The sequence below is a fragment of the Streptomyces sp. NPDC043738 genome (assembly GCF_056436545.1).
In genome coordinates, this window is record NZ_JBWKCJ010000002.1 from 472,333 (window position 1) to 497,077 (window position 24,745).

At 72.9% G+C, this 24,745-nt stretch carries 17 protein-coding genes, 1 rRNA gene and 1 riboswitch; of the genes, 9 read left to right on the plus strand and 9 right to left on the minus strand.

Annotation, left to right across the window (positions count from 1 at the left end):
* Window positions 1-27 precede the first annotated feature (27 nt).
* A complete protein-coding gene (locus tag AC0680_RS05275; RefSeq protein ID WP_478625034.1) occupies window positions 28-1,170 on the plus strand; it encodes a PP2C family protein-serine/threonine phosphatase in 1,143 nt (380 codons plus the stop codon).
* Between the two features lie 82 nt (window positions 1,171-1,252).
* Here the strand turns inward: AC0680_RS05275 and AC0680_RS05280 are convergent, their stop codons facing one another.
* Window positions 1,253-2,407: a DUF2332 domain-containing protein gene (locus AC0680_RS05280; RefSeq protein WP_478625037.1), complete on the minus strand. Its 1,155-nt coding sequence runs from the start codon at window positions 2,405-2,407 to the stop codon at window positions 1,253-1,255.
* A 291-nt stretch (window positions 2,408-2,698) separates the two neighbouring features.
* A riboswitch (cyclic di-AMP (ydaO/yuaA leader) is annotated at window positions 2,699-2,843 on the plus strand.
* Window positions 2,844-2,854: 11 nt separating this feature from the next.
* Between AC0680_RS05280 and AC0680_RS05285 the strand changes: the two genes are divergently transcribed.
* A complete protein-coding gene (locus AC0680_RS05285; protein ID WP_478625040.1) occupies window positions 2,855-4,006 on the plus strand; it encodes a M23 family metallopeptidase in 1,152 nt (383 codons plus the stop codon).
* 116 nt (window positions 4,007-4,122) lie between these two features.
* Window positions 4,123-5,082 carry an aldo/keto reductase gene (locus AC0680_RS05290; protein ID WP_478625041.1) on the plus strand — a complete coding sequence of 320 codons (960 nt, stop codon included), beginning with the start codon at window positions 4,123-4,125 and terminating at the stop codon, window positions 5,080-5,082.
* Between the two features lie 92 nt (window positions 5,083-5,174).
* Here the strand turns inward: AC0680_RS05290 and AC0680_RS05295 are convergent, their stop codons facing one another.
* The gene (locus AC0680_RS05295; protein WP_384439470.1) at window positions 5,175-5,480 is read right to left on the minus strand and encodes a hypothetical protein; all 306 of its coding nucleotides are present in this window, start codon (window positions 5,478-5,480) and stop codon (window positions 5,175-5,177) included.
* Window positions 5,481-5,591: 111 nt separating this feature from the next.
* Between AC0680_RS05295 and AC0680_RS05300 the strand changes: the two genes are divergently transcribed.
* A complete protein-coding gene (locus AC0680_RS05300; RefSeq protein WP_478625045.1) occupies window positions 5,592-6,563 on the plus strand; it encodes a YDG/SRA domain-containing protein in 972 nt (323 codons plus the stop codon).
* 3 nt (window positions 6,564-6,566) lie between these two features.
* On the opposite strand, the gene AC0680_RS05305 is transcribed toward AC0680_RS05300, so the two are convergent.
* The 4 genes from AC0680_RS05305 to AC0680_RS05320 all read right to left on the minus strand — a co-directional run bounded on the left by AC0680_RS05305 (window position 6,567) and on the right by AC0680_RS05320 (window position 11,775).
* Entirely contained in the window at window positions 6,567-7,913 is a 1,347-nt protein-coding gene (locus tag AC0680_RS05305) for a PrsW family intramembrane metalloprotease (protein WP_478625047.1), read from the minus strand.
* Between the two features lie 28 nt (window positions 7,914-7,941).
* Window positions 7,942-8,820, minus strand: a complete 879-nt coding sequence (gene trmB / locus AC0680_RS05310; protein WP_478625049.1) for a tRNA (guanosine(46)-N7)-methyltransferase TrmB — start codon at window positions 8,818-8,820, stop codon at window positions 7,942-7,944.
* A 62-nt stretch (window positions 8,821-8,882) separates the two neighbouring features.
* The gene (lhgO, locus tag AC0680_RS05315) at window positions 8,883-10,106 is read right to left on the minus strand and encodes an L-2-hydroxyglutarate oxidase (RefSeq protein WP_478625050.1); all 1,224 of its coding nucleotides are present in this window, start codon (window positions 10,104-10,106) and stop codon (window positions 8,883-8,885) included.
* 220 nt (window positions 10,107-10,326) lie between these two features.
* On the minus strand, window positions 10,327-11,775 hold the full coding sequence (locus AC0680_RS05320; RefSeq protein WP_030088381.1) for an NsdA family TPR-like regulatory protein: 1,449 nt from the start codon (window positions 11,773-11,775) through the stop codon (window positions 10,327-10,329).
* Between the two features lie 778 nt (window positions 11,776-12,553).
* Between AC0680_RS05320 and AC0680_RS05325 the strand changes: the two genes are divergently transcribed.
* Window positions 12,554-14,653 carry an asparagine synthase-related protein gene (locus AC0680_RS05325; RefSeq protein ID WP_478625053.1) on the plus strand — a complete coding sequence of 700 codons (2,100 nt, stop codon included), beginning with the start codon at window positions 12,554-12,556 and terminating at the stop codon, window positions 14,651-14,653.
* Window positions 14,654-14,785: 132 nt separating this feature from the next.
* Here AC0680_RS05325 and AC0680_RS05330 read toward each other — a convergent pair whose 3' ends face one another.
* Both AC0680_RS05330 and AC0680_RS05335 read right to left on the minus strand, forming a co-directional pair.
* The gene (locus AC0680_RS05330) at window positions 14,786-16,726 is read right to left on the minus strand and encodes a sigma-70 family RNA polymerase sigma factor (protein ID WP_478625055.1); all 1,941 of its coding nucleotides are present in this window, start codon (window positions 16,724-16,726) and stop codon (window positions 14,786-14,788) included.
* Window positions 16,727-16,945: 219 nt separating this feature from the next.
* Window positions 16,946-17,839: a TetR/AcrR family transcriptional regulator gene (locus AC0680_RS05335; protein WP_478625056.1), complete on the minus strand. Its 894-nt coding sequence runs from the start codon at window positions 17,837-17,839 to the stop codon at window positions 16,946-16,948.
* A 498-nt stretch (window positions 17,840-18,337) separates the two neighbouring features.
* Here AC0680_RS05335 and AC0680_RS05340 point away from each other — a divergent pair, with 498 nt between their 5' ends.
* Both AC0680_RS05340 and AC0680_RS05345 read left to right on the plus strand, forming a co-directional pair.
* Complete coding sequence (locus tag AC0680_RS05340; protein WP_478625104.1) at window positions 18,338-19,663, plus strand: NAD(P)/FAD-dependent oxidoreductase; 1,326 nt, start codon at window positions 18,338-18,340, stop codon at window positions 19,661-19,663.
* Window positions 19,664-19,971: 308 nt separating this feature from the next.
* Entirely contained in the window at window positions 19,972-21,780 is a 1,809-nt protein-coding gene (locus AC0680_RS05345; protein WP_478625058.1) for an ATP-binding SpoIIE family protein phosphatase, read from the plus strand.
* 102 nt (window positions 21,781-21,882) lie between these two features.
* On the opposite strand, the gene AC0680_RS05350 is transcribed toward AC0680_RS05345, so the two are convergent.
* Complete coding sequence (locus tag AC0680_RS05350) at window positions 21,883-23,181, minus strand: MFS transporter (protein ID WP_478625107.1); 1,299 nt, start codon at window positions 23,179-23,181, stop codon at window positions 21,883-21,885.
* 200 nt (window positions 23,182-23,381) lie between these two features.
* On the opposite strand from AC0680_RS05350, the gene AC0680_RS05355 reads away from it, so the two are divergent.
* Window positions 23,382-23,942, plus strand: a complete 561-nt coding sequence (locus AC0680_RS05355) for a MarR family winged helix-turn-helix transcriptional regulator (RefSeq protein WP_478625059.1) — start codon at window positions 23,382-23,384, stop codon at window positions 23,940-23,942.
* Between the two features lie 710 nt (window positions 23,943-24,652).
* Window positions 24,653-24,745: ribosomal RNA gene (locus AC0680_RS05360) — 16S ribosomal RNA — on the plus strand; the annotation flags it as partial.

Genomic DNA, 24,745 nt, shown 5'->3' on the forward strand with positions numbered 1-24,745 from the left:
GGGCGGGAGCGGAAGAGGCCGGTGCGGATGCGGCAGGTCGACGGGCCCCCTACGGGCGACGGGGAGCGGCGGGCGCGCCGCGAGCGGATGCCCCCGCCGGTGCGGCGCCTGGCGCGCTGGCTCCCCGCCCTGCTGATCGCCGCCGGCCTCGCCTTCGACCTGGGGACACCGCCCAGCTACACCGCCTCCCCCTTCTTCTCCGCCGCGCCGCTGGTCGCGGCGCCGCTCCTGTCGCTGGCCAGCACCGCCGTCATGGCCGTGGCCGCCATGGCCGGCGAGGTCTGGGGGGTGACGTACCGCAGCACCGCCCCGAACTACCACGAGTCGGTGACGGAGATCGCCACGGTCTTCGTCGTCTCCCTGCTGGCGCTGGTCATCAACCGGGTCGTACGGACCAGCGACGCCCATCTGGCGTCCGTACGGGACGTCTCGGAGGCCGCCCAGCGCGCCGTACTGCCGCTGCCGCCCGAGCGGCTGGCCGGGCTGGCGATCGCCGCCCGCTATGTGGGCGCGCGGGCGGACTCCGGGATCGGCGGCGACCTCTACGCGGTGCAGGACACCCCGCACGGCGTGCGGCTGATCGTCGGCGATGTGCGCGGCAAGGGCCTGGAGGCGGTGGAGGCCGCGGTGGTCGTCATCGGCGCCTTCCGGGAGGCGGCGGAGCAGGAGGCCACCCTGGAGGCGGTGGCCGGCCGGCTGGAGCGGGCGCTGCAGCGGGAGGGCAGACGGCGCGGAGGGCTGGACCGGTTCGAGGGGTTCACCACTGCCGTGCTGGCCGAGATCCCCGCCAACGGGCGGTCCGTACTGCGGGTCCTCAACCGCGGCCACCCGGCTCCCCTGATGCTCACCCCGGACGGCGGGCTGCGCGAGCTGGCCCCCGCGGCGCCGGCGCTGCCCCTGGGGATGAGTGAGGTGGCGAGCTGGCCCGACCGGTCGGACGAGATGTTCCTGCCGGCCGGCTCGCTGCTGCTGTTCTTCACCGACGGCATGACCGAGGCCCGCGACTTCCGCGGCCGCTTCTACAGCCCCTCGAACCGGCTGCGCGGCCGCCGCTTCCCCGGTCCGGACGCCCTCCTGGACACCCTCGTCGAGGATGTGGCAGTGCATACGGGCGGGGCGTCGGCGGACGACATGGCCCTGCTGGCGGTGCAGCGGCCCATGGGGGAGTAGGGCGGGGCGAGGAGCGCCGGGCCGCCGATCAGGGCGGGCCGAGGAGGGGCCGGCCCGGTCGGCCCCTACGCGCCGCTTCTGCTTACCTCCCCGTTCCGGGGTCCGTGCCCGGCAGCCGGTGCAGGCTCTCGCCGTGCGGGCCGGTGAGCGCGACCGGCCGCCCGTCCAGGGCGAGGGTCAGCCGTCCGTCCTCCGGGCGCCCGGCGTGGTGCTCCGGCGCGGTGATCCACGGCAGGACCGAGTGGTGCTCGTTGGAGATCCAGTGCCCGCCACCGGGCCGCTCGTCGAGCAGCGACCGTACGAGGCGCGCGAACTCCTCGCGGCGGGCGGGCGGAAGGTAGCTCAGCACCGCGCTGTGGAAGACGACCAGCGTCGCCTCGGGCGGTGCCGCGGCGGCCAGCGCGGGCAGCTCGTCGATCAGATCGCCGGGTACGATCCGCGGCCGCGGCGCCGCCCGTACGGCCTCGACGGCGGCGGAGAGCCGGGCCGCGCGCTCCCCCTCGCCCGGCCAGACGAGCGACTGGAGCCAGCGCAGATCGTCCGGTGCGCCGACGGGGTCGAGCGGGTTCAGATCGATTCCGGCCCGCCAGACGATCTCCGGCAGCCGGCCGGGCAGTTCCTCGGGTGCCCAGTCCGTACGGCAGCCGAAGACCACCGGGCCGTCCGGCGCCCCCACCTCGACGGTCCGCGGGCCGCCCGCCGGCCGCCCCTCGTACCCGGTGGCGGACTCGTACCGGTACCGGTAGCTGTCGGGGTGCAGGCACAGTCCGGCCGACGCGCCGACCTCCAGCAGCGCCAGCGGCTGCGGCAGACGGGCGAGCAGCGGCAGCAGCGTGGCGCAGCGGGCCGGCTCGTTGGTCTGGGTGGCGCGCTGCATGATCACCGCGCGGACCTCGTCCCAGTGCCGGACCGTCCACTCGCGCCAGCGACCGTACGCCGCCTCGCCGCGCGGGCCCTGCTCCGCGTGCGGGCCGTCGAGCTGGCGGACGGCGGCGAGCAGGAGGTTCGGCTGCTGCTTGTTGCCGGCCGGCAGCGACCCCGACAGCAGATCGCAGAACTCCGGGTCCTGGCTGATCCGCGCGGTCAGCTCCGCATGGGCGTCGGACCGTCCCCGCGCCTCCCGCCACGAGAACTCCCGGTAGCGCTCCGCCAGATCCGCCGCCGCGCTCCGGCCGATACCGCCCTTGACGTTTCCGGAGCTCACGGTGCTCCCCGCGCTCTCGACGTTGACGACCATGATCCGACGTTACGCCCTCACGTTGCGTAACTGAGGGGCGCCCCTCCGCATAACGACTGACGCACAATCAGCGCGAGATCGTTTAGCGGCGCATGGTCAACTCGCCCGGTTTGTGGGCATGGTGACCGAAAAAGTCCAGGCCAAACCTCATGCGGAACGGATAAGGATTCCCAGGAAGGCTTGGAAAACAGTCGCGACCTCTATTACTGTCCGATAACGCAGCGCGGTCGTCCCAGCCGTCGCAAGAGGCGGCACCGCGCGCCGACGCCGAATCCCGCACGCGCTTTTCACGCATCTCCAGCACTTCGAACTGCACCAAGGGAACCGGGGAACCACCACCTTGGGGTGAATCGGGCGCCTCCGCCAGAGTGGCCCGTAGGAGACCTTCCTGCTCCGAACCCGTCAGCTAACCCGGTAGGCGAGAAGGAAGGAAAGGAGTGCGCCCCCGTGGCGTCCAACAGGCCTGCCCCCGAGGCTTCGCCCGCATACCGGCTCGACGACCGAGGTGCCTTCGAAGGACCGGGTGATCCGGAGGGCATAGCGGGCACCGACGGCGACGGCCCTTGGGAGGAGTGGAATCCCACCGAGGAGTCGCTGCGACCGGTCCGCGGCAAGCACCGGGTGGCCAAGCAGCGCGGCGGCGGACTCGCCCGTAGTGGCACGGTCCTGGGCGTCGGCGTCATCGCGGCCGTCGGCGCGGGCGGCATGGCCACCGCCGAGGACCGTCCGCCGGTCCCGATATCCATGCCCGACATCGGCGGCATGGCCCACGACATCTCCGACAGCCTTCCGGATGCCGAGTCCCTCCCGGGGCTCGGCGGCCTCATATCCGACTCCGGCGCCGATTCCACCGCAACGGCCTCCGGAAGCGACTCCGCCGACCCCGTAGCCGCCGGTCCGCTCTCCCAGGTCACCCAGACCGGCACGACCGGTACGGGCACCAACGCCGGCGAGGCGCTGCGCAGCCGCATCCTCCAGCAGGCCGACGCGCAGCAGGGCGCCGCCGAGGAGCAGGCCCGCGAAGCGGCCGAGGGCGCCGCCATCAAGCAGGCGGCGACGGACGCGTCCGCGGCCCAGAAGACGGCCCAGGACGCGGCGGACAAGGCCGCGGCGGCCAAGAAGGCGGCAGAGTTGGAGGCCAAGCGCAAGGCCGAGGCGGAGGCGCGCCGGAAGGCGGAGGCCGAGCGCCTGGCCCAACTGGCGAAGAGCTTCATCGCCCCCGTCTCCTCCTACACCCTCACCGCCAGCTTCGGTCAGGCCGGCGACCGCTGGGCCGCCGACCACACGGGCCAGGACTTCGCCGCACCGACCGGTACGCCCATCAAGGCGGTGCACTCCGGCACCATCACCCAGGCCGGCTGGGCCGGTTCGTACGGCTACCGCATCGTCCTCACCCTCGACGACGGCACCGAGCTGTGGTTCTGCCACCTGTCCTCGATGGTGAAGACCTCGGGCAAGGTCAGCACCGGCGAGGTGATCGGCCGCGTCGGCGCCACCGGCAACGTCACCGGTCCCCATCTCCACCTGGAGGTACGCCCCGGCGCCGGCGACCCGATAGACCCGATGCCGTGGCTGCGCGATCACGGCGTGAACGTCTGAGCGCCCGGCCCGCCGGGCGACGCGCCTGAGGGCCTGCCGGGAGGCGGCCCGAGCGCGCCGCGGGAGGCCACTCCTCCCGCGGAATAACTCCCTCCCTCACCACGCTGCAACCACGTATGACCTCGACACAACCCACCCCCCAAAACCGCCGGAACCTCGGCTCGCTCGCCGTCTCCCCGCTCGCCCTCGGGGGCAACGTCTTCGGCTGGACGGCCGACGAAGCCGAGTCGTTCGCCGTGCTCGACGCGTATGCGGCAGGCGGTGGCAACTTCATCGACACCGCCGACGCCTATTCGGCCTGGGTGCCCGGCAACAAGGGCGGTGAATCCGAGACCGTCATCGGCAACTGGCTGGCCTCCCGCGGCAATCGCTCCGAGGTCGTCGTCGCCACCAAGGTCGGCGCCCACCCCGACTACAAGGGCCTGAGCCCGGCCACCGTCAAGTCCGCGGTCGACCAGTCCCTCAGCCGTCTGCGCACCGACTACATCGACCTCTACTACACCCACTACGACGACGAATCGGTCGAGGTCTCGGAGATCATCGGCACCCTCGACGAGCTCGTCCAGGCCGGCAAGGTCCGTGAGATCGCCGCCTCCAACATCTCCGCGCCGCGCCTGGCGGAGTCCCTGGCCTTCTCCGCCCGCGAGGGCGTGGCCCGTTACGTCGCCCTCCAGCCGCACTACAACCTGGTCTCCCGCGACACCTACGAGGGCGAACTCGCCGACGTGGCGGCCCGCGAGGGCGTGGCCGCCATCCCGTACTGGGCCCTCGCCTCCGGCTTCCTGACCGGCAAGTACCGCCCGGGCACCGATGTCGACAGCGCCCGCTCCGGGAAGGCCGGCCAGTACCTCGCCACCGACCGCGGGCTGCGCGTCCTTGAGGCCCTCGACACGGTCGCCGCCGCCCACGAGGCCGAGGTCGCGACCGTCGCCCTCGCCTGGCTGGCCGCACAGCCCACCGTCGCGGCGCCCCTCGCCAGCGCCCGCACGGTCAGCCAGCTGACGCCCCTCCTGGCCGTCGCCGACCTGACCCTCACGGAGCCCGAACTCACCCTCCTGAACGAGGCTTCGGCCTGATCCACCCACGGCGTGGACGGGGCGAGGTCGGGGCGGGGTCGGGGTACGCATGACGCCCCGGCCCCGCCCCGTACCCGCGCCGGTCGCCGGCCTCACTTCCCCCGACGGTCGACCACCGCCCACGACGCCAGCGCGACCCCGCCCGCGACCGCGAACACCGAAGGCCAGGCCCCGATCTTCTTCGCCAGCGGATGCGACCCCACAAAGGCCGCCACATACGCCCCACTCAACGCCGCCGCGGTCTTGGCCCCGGCCTTCTCCTGCCACCCCTTGGCCGCCACGGCCCCCGCCGCCGCGAGCGCCACCCCACCCAGGGGCCGCTTCTTCGTCCAACGGGCCACGCCGTAGCCGCCCAGCAGCCCACTCGCCGCCACCACACTCGTCGGTACGCCGGCCATCACAATCCTCCCGATCAGAGTCAACTTCCCCGAGCCTACGCGCGGGCGTTCCCGCGGGGGCTCACGGCGATCGGGGTGACGTGGTGATCAAGGCGTTGGCAGTATTCATCCATGACGAAGGCGAAATCGCGAAACCCCGTCAAGTTTGGCGCCCCAGCGGGGGTCTATGAAGGTCAGCACTTCGAGGGGCATGCGGAGTTGCATGCTCAGGGAGTGCATCGCCAACTCGGAAGGGGTATCTCCGGTACCGCGACGGAAGGCGTCGACTCCATCGTTCTCTCTGGTGGCTACGTCGACGATGAGTATGGCGAAACCGAGATCATCTACACCGGCGAGGGCGGGCGCGATAGGTCTACCCAGTGCATGGTCGCCGACCAGACCATGGACGCGAAGGGAAATGCCGGCCTGCTGCTCAATCAAGCCCTCGGCAACCCGGTACGGGTGATCCGAGGCTTGAACATCAAGCGACAGAAGGCCACCGGTGGCTATGTGTACTGCGGTCTCTTCCGGGTGGCCGAGAGCTGGACCACCATAGGCAGGGACGGCTTCCGGATCTGCCAGTTCCGACTCCTCAAGATCGAAGATGGCGAAACGGTGGATCCGCAACCCGTGTCGCCAGACGGCGACCTAAAAACCGATCTGGAAGAACAATTCCGCCGGACCGTCGCCTATGAGCGCCTTATGCGCGACTCGAAGGTGGTGCGCAAGGTCAAGGACATGTACGACGACACCTGCCAGGTGTGCGGTCTTCGGCTGGTGGTCTCGCCCGATGGCAAAGCGATCAGCCAGGCGGCCCATATTCATGCTGTGGGGAAGCCGCACTACGGACCGGACACGGTGGGAAATGTGCTGTGTCTTTGCCCAAACTGCCATGCACTCTTCGACCGCGGCGCCCTCCAGCTCACCGATGGACTTGACGTGATCAATGGGCTCACGCAGAAGTTCATTAGTGCGCTGACACGGGTCAAAGAGCACCAGATACAGGTGGAGTACATCCGCCAGCACCGAAGCCGATGGGCCGACCGGGCGGCCGTGACCGCACCCGAGGGTGGCGGCGCGTCGTATCGGGACTCGGCCGGGTGACGGTCATCGCTCGGCGTCCCGCAGTGCGCCCACCCCACTCTCCCCCTCCTTCTGCCCCCAAGCGCACGTCAAGGCCGGGCGCCCCCACGGCTGGTAGTGCCGCAGGTGCTCCAGCAGATGTCGTTCGCGGGTGGTGAAGTCGGGGGTGGGGCCGGTGAGGTGGGCGCGGCGGCGGTGGAAGGAGAGGGCGGTGGCGAGGGCGGTGTACTCGGTGACGGCGCGGGCGGCGGCGGGGCCCTGGGCGCGGTGGGCCAGGTCGCGGGCGAGGGCGCGGGTGGTGAGGGAGGAGAGGGCGGTGGGTTCGGTGGGGTCGAGCCAGCCGGCGGTGATGTAGGGGGCGAGGTAGCCGCGCAGGGAGAGCAGTTCCTGGCCGCGGGTCCACACGGCCAGCCAGGTCAGGGCGAGGAGGACGGGGACCATGAAGAGCCCATAGACGACCAGGAATCCGAGGTCGCCCAGGGTGGAGGCGGCGTTCCAGATGGCGTGCAGGAGCACGGCGGTCAGCAGGCCCAGCACGGCGAGGGCGATACGGGCGGGGCGGCGGCGGGGGTAGCGGGTGGCGGCTATGCCGAAGGCCAGGCCCGTGAGGATGGTGAAGAGCGGGTGCGCGAAGGGGGAGACGACGATGCGGACGAAGAAGGTGCCGGCGGTGAGCGAGTCCAGGCCGGAGTGGCCCATGGACTGGTCCTGGCCGAAGGCGTTGCCCAGATAGAGGACGTTCTCGGTGAAGGCGAAGCCGGTGGCGGTGATGCCGGCGATGACGATGCCGTCGGTGATGCCGTCGAAGTCGTGCCGGCGGAAGCGGTAGAGCAGGAGGACGGCGGCGGCCTTGACCAGCTCCTCGACGACCGGGGCGATCACCGTCGCGCCCCAGGCCTCGGCCTCGGTGGGGGACGTCGAGGCGATGTTGGCGGCCAGCCAGTCGGTGGCGAAGCCGTTGGCCAGCAGCGCGACCAACGCGGCGGCGCAGGCGCCCCAGGTGAAGGCGAACGCGAGGTTGCGCCAGGGCTCGGGCTCGATGCGGTCGAGCCAGCAGAACGCCGCGATCAGGAGCGGTACGGGGAAGACGGCCAGGCCGAGGCCGACCAGGAAGCCCTCGGCGCCCGTCTCCTGGCGGACCATGCCGATGATGATCACGCCGGAGAGCGCCAGCAGGGAGATCAGCGCGACGGCGCGGATGGTCCTGCTGTGCCAGGGCGGCGTACGGCGGCGCGGGCGGAGCGGCCCGTGCGCGGCGGCCGGGCCGGCGGTGTCGGGCCGGTGGGCGTGGGGCGGGTACGGCGTATGGGGTGTGTACGGGGGAGGGGCCGGCGGGCGGTGCGGGTGCGGGGACGGCTGGGACGAGTACACCACTCGACCCTAACCAGGGACGCGCGCCCTACTCGCCGAGGCGGCGGAAGAGCAGGTCATGGACGACGTGCCCCTTGTCCAGCCCCTGGCCCTCGAACTTGGTCAGGGGCCGGAAGTCCGGACGCGGCGCATAGCCGGAGTAGAGGTTCTCAAGCGTCGGCTCCGCGGAGAGGACCTCCAGCATCTGCTCGGCGTACGGCTCCCAGTCGGTCGCGCAGTGGACCAGCGCGCCGGGCCTGAGCCGGGTGGTCGCCAGCGCGATGAACTCCGGCTGGATGAGGCGGCGCTTGTGGTGGCGCTTCTTGGGCCACGGGTCGGGGAAGAAGACGCGCAGACCGGCGAGGGAGCCGGGAGCGAGCATCTCGCGCAGCAGGATGATCGCGTCGCCGTTGGCCACCCGGACGTTGGACAGACCGTTCCGCTCTGCGAGACCGAGCAGATTGCCCTGCCCCGGGGTGTGCACATCGCAGCCGAGGATGCCGGTGGCCGGGTCGGCGGCGGCCATCTGCGCGGTGGCCTCACCCATTCCGAAGCCGATCTCCAGGACGACCGGCAGTCCGCCGAAGAACTCGTCGAGATCGATACGGGAGAGCCCGTCGATGTCCCTGCCCCACCGGGGCCACAGGCGGCGCAGCGCATCGGCCTGGCTGGGCGAGACGCGGCTGCGGCGGGGCTGGAAGGAGCGGATCCGCCGCTCGTGATGCGAGCCCGCGGGGTCGGCCGCGGGACCGGTCCCGTCGGGGAACATGGGCGCACCGCGCCGGGGGCTGGCGGCGGAGACGGCCGTGGCGCCGAGGCTGCGGGCTTCGTGAGCGGCGGATGCCTGCGCGGGGGCCTGGGGAGCGCCTGCTTCGGCGGCGCCGGCTTCCAGCGGGGTGGCTTCAGGGGTGACGGGGTTCTCGGACACAGTGCGTCGATTCTACGGATGGTGGCGCGGCGGGCGGGAATCGCCGGCGGGCGGGACGCCGGTCACCCGCTCGTCCCGCCCAGCACCCCCAGCGCCCTGCGCGCCACCTCCCTGCCGATGGGCAGGGAGGCCGTGGCCGCGGGGGAGGGGGCGTTGAGGACGTGGATCATGCCCGGGGACTCGCTGAAGAGGAAGTCGTCGACGAGGGTGCCGTCGGGCAGGACGGCCTGGGCCCGGACGCCGGCCGGCGCGGGGAGCAGGTCCTCCTCGCGGGCGGCCGGCAGGAGGCGGCGGACCGCGTCGGCGAAGGCGTGCCGGGACAGCGAGCGGTGCAGTTCGCCGGCGCCGTAGCGCCAGTGGCGGCGGGCTATCCGCCAGGAGCCGGGGTAGGCCAGGGTGCCGGCCAGCTCGCCGGGGCGGACCGTGCGCCAGTCGTAGCCCTCGCGAGCCAGGGCGGGGACGGCGTTCGGGCCGATGTGGACGGCGCCGTCGATGCCGCGGGTCAGATGGACGCCCAGGAAGGGGAAGGCGGGGTCGGGGACCGGGTAGACCAGGCCGCGGACGAGGGCGGCGGCGCGCTCCGGGGCGAGGGTGAAGTACTCGCCGCGGAACGGGACGATCCGCATGCCCGGGGCGTCGCCCGCCAGCCGGGCGATCCGGTCGCAGTGCAGCCCGGCGCAGTTCACCAGGGCGCGGGCCCGGTGGACCGTGCCGTCGGCGGTACGGACCGCCACCCGCCCCGGGCGGCGGCCGATCGTGGTCACCTCCGCGCCGTAGACGATCCGGGCGCCGGCGTCCGTGGCGAGCGTGGCGAACCGGCGGGCGACGGCGCCGAAGTCGCAGACGCCGGTCGTGCCGACATGGATGGCGGCCAGGCCGCGCACCTCGGGTTCGTACTCCGCTATCTGGGCGGGGCCCAGCTCGCGCACCGGCAGGCCGTGCTCGCGGCCGCGCTGGATCAGGCCGTGCAGCCGCGGCAGCTCACCGCGGTCCGTGGCGACGATCAGCTTGCCGGTGACCTCGTGCGGAATGTCGTGTTCGGTGCAGAACTTCACCATCTCCGCCGAGCCCTGCAGGGCGAAGCGGGCCTTGAGCGAGCCGGGCGGGTAGTAGATGCCGCTGTGGATCACGCCGCTGTTGCGCCCGGTCTGATGCCGGGCCGGACCGGGTTCCTTCTCCAGGACCACGACCCGCGTGCCCGGTGCGGCCCGCGTGATCGCATGGGCCGTAGAGAGCCCGATGATGCCCGCACCGATCACCAGCACATCGCAGTCGTACGCCGCCACTGCACCTCCCCAACCGCATGACCGCAGGCCCGACCGTCGCCGCGGGCCCGCGCGTCATTCGCCGCCGACGTATCCCATCATGACGGTCGGCACTGACAGCGCCGTTCGGGCCGTGGCCGCCGGCCCGCCCGCCCGCGACCCGCCCGGCGGCTCGGGCCGGAGCACCGCCCGGCCCCGTCCGACCCCGATCCACCGGTGGCACCGATCCCCCGGCCCGTCCTTATGCCGGCGCCGCCAGCAGCGGACGCGCCCGCTCCCGCAGCTCCACCACCCGGGGTTCGTCGCCGTACGGCTCCAGGCGGTGCAGCAGATCGCGGACGTACTCCGTCGTGCGGGCCGAGGAGATCCGTCCGGCCACCTCGACCGCCCGGGTGCCCGCGGCGCACGCCGCGTCCAAGTTGCCGGACTCCAGTTCGGCCACCGCCGACACCACCAGACGCAGCCCGTGGGAGCGTACGAACTCCTCCGTGGGGCGCGAGAGCGCCTGCTCGGTGAAGCGGCGGACCTGGCGGGGCAGCCGCAGGTCCCGGTAGCACTCGGCGGCGTCGGCGGCGAAGCGCTCGTAGGAGTAGAAGTCCAGCCACGACGGGTCGGGGTCACCGCTGCGGGAGCGCTCCAGCCAGCCCTCGGACGCCTTCAGCGCCACCTCGCAGGCGCGCGCCTCCCCGGCCTTGGCCTGCGCCCGGGCCTCCACCAGGCGGAAGAAGCTCATGGTGCGGGCCGTCGCCAGGCCGCGGTTGCGCTCCAGGGCGGCCTGGGCGAGGTCGACGCCCTCGTCGGCGAAGCCGCGGTAGGTCGCCTGGAGGGACATCGAGGCCAGCACGTACCCGCCCAGGGGGACGTCGGCCGCCGCGCGGGCGAGCCGCAGCGCCTGGATGTAGTAGCGCTGCGCGGCCTCCTGCTGGCCGGTGTCGAAGGCCATCCACCCCGCGAGCCGGGTGAGTTCGGAGGTCGCCCCGAAGAGCGCCCGGCCCACCTCGTCGCTGTACGAGGCGAGGAGCAGCGGCGCCGCGTCCACGCGCAGGCACTCCGGCACCATCGACGAACGCCAGTCCCCGCCGCCGTACTTGGAGTCCCAGCGGCGCGCGTCCTCCGCCGCCTCGCGCAGCTTGCTGACGTCGCTGTGGCCGACGTGCTGCGGGATCCCGCCGTCGCCGGCCGCCGCGGCGTCCTTGTCGCGCGCCTCGGCCGCCTCCCGCGCCACCGAGCTGTCGGCCGGGGATATCAGCCAGCGCGAGGCGGGAGTGGCGTACGCGCTCACGGCGAAGGATCCGGCCAGGCTCTGCCAGATGCCGCCCCCGCCGGCCCGCCGTCCGGCCAGATCGAGACGGTAGAGCTCGGTCGCGGAGCGCACCGCGGCGCCCACGTCGCGGGGAAACGCCAGGCCGACCTCGGGCGCCGGATCGGCGTCCGCCAGCCCGATCTCGTGCAGCGGCACCGGCCGGCCCAGTTTGCTGCCGATGGCGGACGCGATCAGATGAGGCGCGGCGCCCTGGGGCACCATGCCCTTGGAGACCCACCGTGCCACCGACGTCTTGTCATAACGAAGCGTCAGCCCCCGCTGCGCACCGAGGTCGTTGACCCGGCGCGCCAGTCCGGCATTGCTGATACCCGCGAGGGCGAGTACGGTGCCGAGCTTTTCGTTCGGCCCGCGTATATCCCTGGACATGCGCACCCCTCGACACACCGACAGCCGCCCCGCTACCCCGGGGCATGCATCCACCCAGAGTAGTTCGCCGAATCCCGACCGTTAAGAGCCGGTGTCCCGGATGGCGAGATTCATGTTCAAACAGGGGTGCGGGAATTGGCATGTGCTCCGGGTACGTGTGCCCGTGCGCCCGTCCGTGCGCGCTGGCCGCCCGTCGCCGGGAGCGCTTCCATGGCTTCTGCGTGGGTCGGCCCGCTGCACTGGATCCAGTGGGCTGGGGGACACCGTCACCTCATTCCCCGCGGGTGACGGTCCGGTCCGGGGGGCGAAGCCCGCCTCCCGGACCGTCGCGCAAGCCGGTCGCCGACCGGCAGCCCACCGGTTGACGCGACGCCCGATCGTGTCAACTCGACTACAGGGAACGGACTTTGGCCGAAAATCGACGGATGGTGATTTCGCGCCGCCGTGCACTCCGAGCCGCCCCGGGGGCCACACGGGGGGCCTTCCGGGGTTGATGCGACGACGTGCGCGCCCGAGGCCGGGGCGCGTCGCTCCGAGGCCGCCCGTCCGCCCCTGCGGTCCCCCGTCGGTCCCGCCCGTTGGCCCGTTGCCGGTCCGCCGAGAGCGCGTCCGTACCACGCGCCTACCGCGAACTGCTCGTATACGGGCCCGCCTCGGCACCTCCTCCGCGCCCCCGTCATGGCAGCATGGTCGCCGCAACAGCTTGGCGACAGCTTGGCAATCCGCTGTACGGGGCGGCCCTCGGCCCCGGCGGACGGGGAATCGGGTGGAGGCGGCGATGCGCTGGTTGGTGGGGTGGAGCAGTGCCCCCACGGGATCGTCCGCCACAGGGCCGGCAGCGGGTGCGGAGAGCCGCACGGTCCTGCCCGTAGGCGCCCAACTCCTGTGGGGCGACCCGGATCCGCTGTGGGCGGTCGGCGACTGGCGGCCGGACGAGGTCCGCGTCGTACAGGCCGACCCGGAGACCCGGCTCGTCGTGTTCGGCATCTGCGGGGCCACCGACGACCAGCTGCGGGTCGGCCTCTTCGCGGCGCGCGGGGGCGCACTGCGCCACCTCACCGCCTGGCCCGGCAGCTACACCGCCGTCGTCCAGGTGGGGCGGCGGATCACCGTCACCGGCGACCTGGCCGGTGCCCGCCCGGTCTTCCACGCCCCCTGGGCCGGCGGCACCGCGTACGCCACCGCCGCCCTTCCGCTCGCCGACCTGATAGAGGCCAGCCTCGACGTCGGACATCTGGCCGCGCTGCTGGCCTGCCCGGACGCCCCCGAGGCGCTGGGCGCCGGCACGCCCTACGAAGGGGTGCGCAGGATCCCGCCCGGCCACGCCCTGGTACTGCGCGGCGGCGCCCGCGACGTCACCTCCTACGAGCCGACCGCCTCGCTCGCCGTCGCCGCACCCCAACTCGCCCCGGAGCAGGCCGTGGACGGCGTCCGCGACGCGCTGGTCGAAGCGGTCCGCGCCCGGCTGGCCGGGCCCCGCCACGCGCCCGATCCGGACGGTCTCGACGGGCTCGACCCCGGCCCGGTGCCCGGTATGGGGCCCGCCGAACGGCGCGCCGCACGGGGCGGGCCGGCCCCCGGCATCGGCGCCGACCTCTCCGGAGGAAGCGCCTCGGGGACCCTGGCCCTCCTGGCCGCCGGCCTCCCCGGCCAGCCGGGACGGCTCAACGGCCATGGCGAGCGGCTGCTGGCCGTCACCTTCAACGACCGTGCCACCAAAGGCGTGCAGGCCCACCGGGACGCCGAACTGGAGCGCGCCCGCAGCATCGCCGACAACCCCAGGCTGCACCATGTCGTCGTCGCGGCCGGCGAAGAGGCCCTCCCGTACGCGGACCTCGAAAGCGGCCCGCTCACGGACGAGCCGGGCCCCTCGCTCACCACCGCGAGCCGCCATCGCCGCCGGCTGCTGGCCGGCAGCGCGGACCACTTCGTCGGACACGGCGCCCGCCAGGTCCTCGACGCCCACCCGGCCCGGCTCGCCGACCTCCTCATGGACCGTCGCCGGCGCCACCTCCTGCGCCCGGTCACCGCGCTGGCCAAGGCGGACGGCCCGTCGGCGCACTCCGTGCTCGTGCCCTTCACCGTCTACCGCGCCGCCCGCAGGCTCGCCCGTATGCCGTACCCGGCCGGTATCGCCGACACCGCGCGCCGCCTGCTGGAGCGGCAGTTCGCCGACGAGCCGGTGGTCGGCGGGGCGGTGGACGCCTCGCTGGCCGCGCTCGCCTGGTGCCGGCCGGGGCCCGCGGCGCGCTGGCTCACCGGAGAGGCGCTGGCCGAGGTGTCGGTGCGCCTCAGCGACGCGGCGGCCCGCTCGTCGGCCGCGGGCCGCCCCGGCGAGCGGCGGGCCCGCGCGGCGCTGGCCCGCCAGGCCGCCGACCACCGGGTCTTCGAGCAGGCCGCCGAGGTCCGCAACCAGCGGCTGCACGCCCCCTTCCTCGACAACCAGGTGGTGCTGGCCTGCCGCGCCCTGCCGGACACCCTGCGGGTGCAGCCGGGGGCACGGGCGGCCGTACTGCGCTCCGTACTGGCCGGCGCCGGCGTCCGGGACCTGCCGCCCGGGTGGGGCGCCACCTCGCACCTCACCCAGGCGGCGGCGGTGCGCGCCGGGCTGCGCGGCGCGGTCGGCGAACTGGTGCGGCTCTTCGACGCACCGCTGCTGGCCGACGCGGGGCTGATCGAGGCGCGGGTGGTCCGCAAGGCGCTGCGGGCCGCGGCGGAGGGCGCGGCGCTGCCGCTGGACGGGCTGGCCGAACTGGTCTCCACGGAGCTGTGGCTGCGACGGCTGGTGGCGCGGCGGGGGACGTGCTGGACCGGGGCGGAGGGCGCGCGCCAACGGGCGCTCGCGCAGGGCGTGGTTCCCCGGGCACGGCTGTCGTGAGGCGGGCACCGTCCCGCGGCCCGGCGGCCCCGCCCCCGCGACGTCCCCTCAGCGACGGCTGATCGGCGACGTCGCCTCCACGGCAGCTGAGCTGCGAGGACCTCTCAGCGGTGGCTGATCAGCGGCTACGTCTCAACGGCAGCTGATCTGCGACTGCGCCCAGTCCCCCACCACCGCCACATCGAGCGGCGACACCGGCTCGGCCACCAGCCGCAGCGTCTTGCGGCCCGCCAACGGGACGTGCACCGGCACCGCGACCTGCCCACCGCGCACCACCGCCGACCGCCACAGCCGCTCGCCGTCCGCGTAGACGGAGAAGCGCAGCGCACCCCGCCCCAGGTTCAGATCGTCGACACCCACGACGGCGTCATACGCGGTGCACTGGCGGTTCAGGTCGATGACCACCGAGGACGGCGCATGCACGCTCACACCGTGCCCGTACGTGGTCCCGGCGACCTGCGGGGACTGCCGCTGCCACAGCCAGCTGCTACCGAGGGAGCGCACCTCCGGTTTGGTGCCGTCGCCCATGAAGTCGTGGTCGAGCGTGTTGAGCCGGTACGCGGTCGGCTCGGGCAGCGGCGGCTTGGGGGAGGGCTCGGGCGGCGTGGGCGTGGGCGCGGGCGTCGGAGGGGGCGTCGCGGACGGAGTCGGCGTGGGCCTCGGTGACGGCTTGTGCGGCGTCGGCTCGGGCGTCCGCGCGGGGCTCGGCCGATGCGTCGGATCCGGCTTCGGGGCCGGCGCGGCACCGGCTGCCGGCGGCAGCGGCTTCGCCGGCGCCGGCGAGGGCTTCTGCGGTGCGGCCGGAGCCGGCCGCGGAGGTCTGGCCTGCGGCTGCGGCGCGGGCTGCGGGCCGCCGGTCAGCGTCAGCGCGAGCGCCGCGCCCGCCACCACCACCGCCCCGACGCCGATACCGACCTTCACCGGCGCGCCGAGCCCCTCGCTCAGGACGGCACCACCGGCACCTCCCGCACCGGAACCACCACCCGCGGCCGCGGCCGCGCCGGCACCGGCCGCCGCACCCGCCCCGGCGGCCCCCACCACCGCGGCGGCCGCCTTGACGGCGTACCCGGCGGCGAACCAGCCGACGACCGCGATCGGCAGCAGCGCACCGATCCGCTGATTGACGTCCGCGACCTCCAGCGCGGCCATCCGGCACCGGCCGCACTCGTCCAGATGCTTGCGCAGCCCCCGCTCGGCCCGCATCCGCAGCCCACCACGGGCGTACGCGCCGAGCCGGTCGGCGTACCGGGCGCAGTCCCCGCCGGCCGTCAGCGACCGGCTGACGTGCGCCTGGAGGTACGCCTGCCGCAGCCCCTCCCGGGCGCGGTGCGCCAACACGGCGGTGGCGTTCGCGGTCAGCCCGAGCAGCGGGGCGACCTGGCTGGGTGACTCGTCCTCCACCGTGGTGTGCCACAGCACCGTCTGATAGCGCTCCGGCAGACTGCGGAACGCCTGTATGGCCATGGACTGCTCGGCCTCGTGCATGGCCCGCACATCCGCGCCCAGATCCAGTGTGTCGTCGTCCCTCGACGAACCGGTAGCGGTCACGGCGAACACCGCGAAGTCCTCGACCAGCTGCTCGCGCCGCGAGGTCTTCGCCCAGGAGGCGGCGACCCGTCGCACGGTCGTCAGCAGATACGCGCGCACCGCGGAATCCGGGCCCGCGCCGCCGCGCACCGCCTGGAGCGTACGGGCGAAGACCTCGCCGGTCAGATCCTCCGCGGTGTGCACGTCCCGGCAGCACCGGCGGGCGTAGCGCCGGATCGCGTCGGCGTGCCGGCGGTACATCTCCTCGTACGCGCTGTCGTCCCCGGCCCGCATGTCGGCGATCAACTGGGCGTCGGACGGCGGGAGTTCACCGCCCTCGGGGTCGGCGGAGGGGGCCGTACGGCCGCTCGGGCCGCGCTGCGGCGGCACGCTGTGGCCCTCGCCCGCCGGACCGCCGGCGCGGTCGTGCCGCTCGGCCGGCCCGGCCACCGGGGGAGTGGCCCCCAACGGCCCGGTCTGGCCAGGCACCTGCCGCGACGGCGCCGTCTCGCTGTCGCGCCGTTCGTCCCGCCCGTCAACACCCATCGCCGAGGCCCCCGAAGCCGCCGTCACACCCGAATACCGCGCAAGAGTGCCACATCGCGCCCCGGCGCCTGAGGGGACGGCCGGCCAACCACTCGTCCGGGGCGGGTACACGGACGACCGCACGGGCGTTCACCCGTACGAGCCGCACCGGCCCGCCCGGCCGCCCGGTCCGGCGGACCCGGCTGTCGGGCCCGTCCGGACGCGGCCGGCCGGCGGACGTCACCGGGCGGGGCGCGAGCGCAGCCCCTCCAGCAGGATCTCCAGCAGCCGCGCGGAGGCGGCCTGCTGATGAGCGGGATCGGGCAGCGCGGGCGCGCCCGTGGCGATCACCAACAGGACGTCGGAGACCGTCACATCGGCCCGCAGCTCACCGGCCCCCCGGGCCCGCTCCACCAACCGCCCGACGACCTCCAGCAGCGCCTCGGCGCCGGCCGTCTCCCCGGCCGGGCCCGACGCGCCCTCGGCGGCCGTCGGCTCCTCCCGCCGCTCGACCAGCCGGAGGTCGGCGGGCGCGCCGTCCGCGCCGGGCGCCACCCGCTGCTGCGGCACCCGGGCCTCGCCCAGGCCGTCCGGCAGCCGCGCGGCGTCCGGGCCGTCCGGCGCGGGCTGTACGGACCGGTCGGTGTCCGCGCTCACCCGCAGGATGCCCGGCGGCAGCAGCCGTCCGGCACCCGAGGCGACCGACGTCCGCAGAAAGCGGGACAGCGCCGACCACGGGTCCTCCTCCTGGCCCAGCGCCGCACGCGCCTGGTCCGTCAACCGGGAGGTCTCCTCCTCGGCTATTCGACGGACCAGGATGTCCTTGCTCGGGAACCGGCGGTAGACCGTGCCGACACCGACCCGGGCCCGGCGCGCCACGTCCTCCATCGGGGCGCCGTACCCCAGCTCGCCGAAGACCTCGCGCGCGGCGCGCAGCACATGCTCCAGATTGCGCTGCGCGTCGACCCGCAGCGGCGTGCTCCGGCCGCCCGCGCCCGTACCGGCGCCGTTGCCGCCGCCCCCGTTGGTGTTGCCGTTCCCATTACCGGCGTTGTTGCCGATGCTGCCGCCACCGCCGTCCGAGGCATGTGCCATCGCGACGGCTGCCGGCCATTGAGAGCCCTGAATATGCATATTGATCCCCCGGTTATGACGTCTCCCCCCGGAGACTCCCCGCCCTGACGGTCGGGGCGTACCGACGAGAGGGTGCACCCCAACGAGATACGAACATAGTTGAGCCCGGGTCAAGATTGAAGGGGGCGTTCCGCGCAGTGCGCCCCCCGATCGGCCCAACGGGCCGGATCCGCCCGGATTTCGCCCCTACCCGCCCGCGTCGCCCGCGCCTGACCAGCGCGCCTTCTCCCAGGTGCACGGAATCAGCCGTTCCGTCCCCAGCGCCGCGCCCGGTCACACATTTCGACGAGCCTGTGGACAAAGGCGCCCCGGCGGTGCGTCATGGAACAGTGCTGTGCTTTCCCGGGGGTGCAGCGCCCGATAAGGGGCCGCGCCGCCGGCCGGCCTACGGATCGGTGGCGCCCCGGGCCTGGTCGACCCGCGAGGAGAACCCCTGTGAAGGCAGTGTCTTCGAACGACGTGGCGCGCATTCTCGTTGTCGGCGGTGGCTACGTGGGGATGTACACCGCCCTGCGGCTGCAGCGGAAACTCAAGCAGGAGCTGCGCCAGGGAACCGCCGAGATCGTCGTGGTCGACCCCGAGCCGTACATGACCTATCAGCCGTTCCTGCCCGAGGCCGCGGCCGGCTCCATCTCCCCGCGCCACGTCGTCGTGCCGCTGCGCCGCGTGCTGCCGCAGTGCAAGGTCGTCGTCGGCGAGGTCACCGCCATCGACCACGCCGAACGCAAGGCGACGATCACCACCCTGGCCGCGGAGGAGACCGGCACCGGCGCCGTCGAGGTGGCCTACGACGAACTGGTCCTCGCACCGGGCTCGGTCTCGCGTACCCTGCCCGTCCCGGGCCTGGCCGACGTCGGCATCGGCTTCAAGACCGTCGAAGAGGCCATCGGACTGCGCAACCACGTCCTCGAACAGCTCGACATCGCCTCCTCCACCCGCGACCCCGCCGTCCGCGACGCCGCGCTGACCTTCGTCTTCGTCGGCGGCGGCTACGCGGGCGTGGAGGCGCTGGCCGAACTGGAGGACATGGCCCGCTACGCCGTCCGCTACTACCACAACGTCCAGCCCGAGGACATGAAGTGGATCTTGGTCGAGGCCACCGACCGGATCCTGCCCGAAGTGGGCCCGGACATGGGCCGCTACGCCGTACGGGAGCTGCGCGGCCGCAACATCGACGTACGGCTGGAGACCAGGCTGGAGTCCTGCGAGAAGCGCGTCGCCGTACTGAGCGACGGCTCCCGCTTCCCCACCAGAACCCTGGTGTGGACCGCCGGCGTCAAACCGCACCCCATTCTCGCCGCGACCGGGCTGCCGCTGAACGGCCGCGGGCGCCTGAAGTGCACCGCCGCGCTCCAGGTGGACGGCGTCGAACACGCCTGGTCCGCCGGAGACGCGGCCGCCGTCCCCGACCTGACGGCCGAGCCGCCGGCCAAGCCCGACGAGCCCCGCACCGTCTGCGCGCCCAACGCCCAGCACGCCCTGCGCCAGGCCAAGGTCCTCGCCGAGAACGTCGCGGCGGCCGTGCGCGGCGGCCCGATCGTGGACTACGAGCACAAATACGCCGGCTCGGTGGCCTCCCTCGGCCTGCACAAGGGCGTCGCCCACGTCTACGGGCGCAAGCTGCGCGGCTACCCGGCGTGGTTCATGCACCGGGCCTACCACCTCGGCCGGGTGCCGACCTTCAACCGCAAGGCCCGGGTGCTGGCCGAGTGGACCCTCGCGGGCCTGTTCAAACGCGAGATCGTCTCGCTCGGCTCGCTGGAGAACCCGCGCGCCGAGTTCGAACTCGCCGCGGGTACCGGCCGGCACAACGAAGCCAGCTGACGCGCCACGACACCGGTGGAGCAGACCCACCGTCACCCGTACGGCGGCCGGAGACGGCGGAGCGCGGAACTCCACACCGGCTGCCGGGCGTCTGACGGATGACCGTCCGGTCGGCCACACTGGACGTGTGACCATGGGTGGGCTCGTATCTGCAAAGAGTGACAATCACGAGGATTCTGGACGTTTGCTGCATTCTGCAAAAGGGCGCCGAGAGTGTCCCCAGCCCCTCCCCCGGCCGACGGCCGGGAGGTCCCGCCATGCCGACGGCCCGATCCCGCGCGACGACGCGAAGTAAGAGGTACCCCTCCGTGATCTTCACGCGCTGGAGCGCCAAGTTCCCCGGCACGCAGCGGCGCGCCGCCGCACGGTCCGACCGCGCCGCACCCCGCCCCGCCCCCGGCACGCCGGCCGCCCCGCCCGCCGACGGCCCCGAGCCCGCAGCCCCGACCGCCGACGGCCCGGCGGCCCCCGCCACGGCCGCCACCGGCTCCGTCCCCGCGGCCCGCGACGAGCGCGCCGACCCGGACACCTCCCAGGAAGCCACCCCCGTGGCCCTGCCGCCCACCGTCGACGCCCTGTCCGTCCACGACATCCTCGGCACCATCCCCGCCCTCGTGGCCGTCGTCTACGGCCCCGAGCACCGCCTCGCCTACGTCAACGGCGCCTACGCCACCGTCTTCGGCCCCCGCCCGGCAGGCCGGACCGCCCGCGAAGCCCTCCCCGAACTCGACGCACTGGGCCTGCTGCCCCTCATGGACCAGGTCCTGCGCAGCGGCAAGCCCCGTACGGTCAAGTCCCGCAAGGTTCCCGGCGGCGCCACCGGCGACCGCACCCGCGACGGCTACTACACCTTCACCTGCACCCCGATCGAGGTCGCCGCCAGCGGCCCGGCACCCGACCCCGAAGTCGCCTGCGTCGCGCCCCACAAGGGCGTGCTGGTCTTCGGCGCCGAGGTCACCGACCAGATCGAGTCCGCCGAACGGCTGCGCGCCAGCGAGGCCCGCCAGCGCGAGGCCGCGGTCACCCTCCAACGCTCCCTGCTGCCCCAGGAACTGGAGCAGCCCGACGACCTCCGCGTCGCCGCCACGTACCAGCCCGGCGGCATGGACGCCGCGGTCGGCGGTGACTGGTACGACGTCATCACCCTCGGCGCCGGCCGCACGGCCCTGGTCATCGGCGACGTCATGGGCCGCGGAGTGCGCGCCGCCGCCGTCATGGGCCAGCTGCGCACCGCCGTACGCGCCTACGCCCGCCTGGACCTCCCGCCGCACGAGGTCCTGCAACTCCTGGACGGCCTGGCCGCCGAAATCGACGCAAGCCAGATCGCCACCTGCGTCTACGCCGTCCACGACCCCAACGAGGGCCGCCTGGTCTACGCGTCCGCCGGCCATCTGCCCATCCTCGTACGCGACCCCGACGGCACGGTCCGCCGCGCCGCCGAACCCACCGGACCGCCCCTGGGAACCGGCGGCTGGCTGCACACCTCGGGATCCGTCCCGCTCGGGCCCGGCAGCAGCGCCGTCCTCTACACCGACGGCCTGGTCGAGCGCCGCGACAAGGACATCGACGACGGTGTCGAGGCACTGGAGCGCGCCTTCGCCGGCGCCGCCGGCGACCCCGACATCGTCTGCGACCGCCTGCTGCGTGCCCTCGGCATCACCGCCACACACGACGACGACGTCGCCATCCTCGTCCTCCAGCACCCCGAGCGGACCGGCCATGACGCCGAGCTGTTCCACAACGCCGCCCTCGAACTCCACGGCGGCATCGAAGCGGCCCCGCGCGCCCGCGCCTTCGCCTCCGGCGTCCTGGCCTCCTGGCGCTTCTCGCCCGAACTGCACGACCTCGGCGTCCTCGCGGCCAGCGAGCTGGTCGCCAACTCCCTGCAGCACGGCACACCTCCCATGCGGCTGCGCCTGCGCCGCACCGACCGCCGCCTGATCGTCGAGGTCACCGACGGCGACGACCACCTGCCCCGGCGGCGCCGCGCCGAACCGGTCGACGAGGCCGGCCGAGGCATCTCGATCATCGCCACCATCGCCTCCTCCTGGGGCTCGCGCCGCACCCCGGGCGGCGGCAAGGCGGTGTGGTGCGAATTCGCCCTGCCCAGGGCGTAGCAACCGGCCGCCCGCCCACGCAGACGCCGCCCCGTCCCCACCTACAGGGGACGGGGCGGCGCTTCCGCGGGGGGCTCAGGGCCTACAAGGACTCACGGCCACTCAGGCCCGGCAGGCCACGGCCTCCGGCTCCGCCGGAACCCGCGCCGCGGGCACCGGCGCGAGCGCACGATGCGGATTGTCCTGCCCGGGCCGCAGCATCCGCCCCAGCCGCAGCGACAGCACACTGATCCCCACGGCACACACCACCAGCATCCCGATGTACGCCGCGTACATCCCGTGCCCCACCATCAAGGCACCCACCGCCGGTCCCACCGCCAACGCCAGCTGCTTGACCAGCGCGAACGCCGAGTTGTACTGACCTATCAGGGAGGCCGGCGCCAGATCGGCCACCAACGGAGCCACCGTCGGCGACAACATCGACTCACCGATCCCGAACAACGCATACGTCGAGATCAGCAGCGTCGTCGCCACCGCCTGCGCGCCATGCACCAGCCCGGACAGCCCGGCGGCCAGCCACGCCACGGTCCATATCAACCCGACCAGCGCCATCACCCGGCTGCGCCGCCGCCGCTCCACCAGCTTGAGCACCACGAACTGCGCCGCCACGATCGCCGCCGTATTGGCCGCCAGCGCGATACCCAGGCTCGACGGCGGGATCCGCGTCACCTCGGTCGCGTACGCCGCCAGCCCCGACTCGAACTGCCCGTAGCAGGCGAAGAACAGCACGAACCCCAGCACGCACAGCCACACCATCCGCCGGTCCGCGAACAGCGCCCGCCAGGCGCCCTTGGCCCGCTCCTCGCTGGGCACCGCGTCCTCGACCTTCGGCGCGTGCGGCAGCCGTACGGTCGCCACCGCCGCACCGAGCACCAGGAACATCACGGCCTCGATGGCGAACAGCCGCACGAAGCTCGACGCATGCGACTCGTCGACCAGCAGCCCGCCGACGAGCCCGCCGACGCCCAGCCCCAGGTTGTTCAGGAAGAACTGGGTGGCGAACGCCCGCGACCTGGTCACCGTCGTGGAGCACCACACGATCATCGTCGCCAGCGCCGGCTGAATGACCGCTATACCCGCGCCGAGCGCGACCGCGGACGCGATGACCAGCGGCTCGGTGGCGGACAGCCCGATACCCAGCGCACCGATGGCGGCGGAGACCGTACCGACGATGGCCACCGGCAGGGGACCGCGCCGGTCGATGGCCCGACCGGTCAGCGGCAGGACGACCAGCGCGGCGACCGCCAGCATCGCCAGCACGACGCCGGCCGTGTTCGCGCCGAGATCCCGCACCTTCGCCACATAGACGTACAGATACGGAACCGTGAAGCCGTTCCCGAACGCGCTCAGCGCGTTCCCGAGCTGGATCCGGCGCAACGCGGCGCCCATCGCGGTGGTCACACTCACCTACCTAGGTCAGGTCATCAGACGAACAAGGGGGACGAACCGACGAGCCGCACACGCACCAGGGCGAGACCGCACGACCGGACAGTCCCAAGCCGGACAGTCTCACCCTGAAGACTTCAACTCTAAAGTTCGAAGCTAAAGAGTACACGGTGAAGAACTTCAACGCCAATGACTTCCATGTCATACTGCGCCGCATGCCTGAGCCCTCCGATGCGGCGGCCAACGCCGCCGAGCCGAGCCTCGAGGAACAGATCGCGGCCTACCGGCGTGAATTCCAGGACCTCGACCCCCAGGTGGAGCAGGTCGTCTCCGCACTTCAGCGCCTCAACCGGCGGATGAACGTCGCCTACGGACGGCAGACCGCCACCCTCGGCATGAGCAACGCCGAATGGGAGGTCCTCAAGGCCCTCGTCGTCTCCGGCGCGCCCTACCAAATGGGCCCCGGCGAACTCGCCAAGCGCCTCGGTCTCACGCCGGCCGCCATGACCCATCGCATCGACCGCATGGCGAGCGAGGGACTGGTCACCCGCGAGCGCGACGAGGCCAACCGCGTCCGCGTCATCGTCGAGCTGACCCACGAGGGCCGCGAGAAGTGGCTGGAGGCGATGCGCCTGGCGTCGGTCTTCGAAGAGGACCTCCTCCAGGACCTCTCCGGCGAGGAACGCCACCTCCTCGGCCAGGTGTTGACCCGTCTGCTGCGCCGTGTGGAGGAAGCTCAACCGGACGCCGGCGGACGTCTGAGTGACCTTGACTGACGCGAGTTGACACTGCTGCACCCGCTCTGTAGTGTCCTCCGAGTTGCCACAGCGCCGGAACGGTTCTGCGGCAGCCATCCCGCCGCTTCGCGGCACACCACTACTGCACGGCCCCTCACCGGGAACAATTTCGGCATGCCGAAATTCGGACCGCGGCGCGATTATGCGCCGACGAGGAATCCCGCTAAAGTAGTGATCACGCCGAAAGGCGCGAACAAACCCCCTCCGACGGGGAATCGGAAAGAAATTCGGACCGGCAGCGGAACGAAACGGATCTGATAGAGTCGGAAAGGCCGGAAAGCGAAAGCCGAACGGCCAACCCCGCTCCAACAGGGAGCCAGAGACGGAAACGGATCTGGTAAGGTTGGAAACGCGAAGAAGCCGAAAGGCGGAAACGCACCGGCGAAAATCGGAGCCGCAAGGATCTGATAGAGTCGGAAACGCAAGACCGAAGGGAAGCGCCCGGAGATCCTGGTGAAACAGGAACAAAGGAAGCGTCCGTTCCTTGAGAACTCAACAGCGTGCCAAAAGTCAACGCCAGATATGTTGATACCCCGTCGACCGGAAACATCCGGGAGATGAGGTTCCTTTGAAAGTCCTGTCGGCACAGTGTGCCGGTAGGCAATACACAGCGAGGACGCTGTGAACCGTGAGGACTATTCCTCCTCCGGTTCCGCTCAACGCGAGTGTCACCCGATCACGGGTAAACATTCACGGAGAGTTTGATCCTGGCTCAGGACGAACGCTGGCGGCGTGCTTAACACATGCAAGTCGAACGATGAACCGGCTTCGGCCGGGGATTA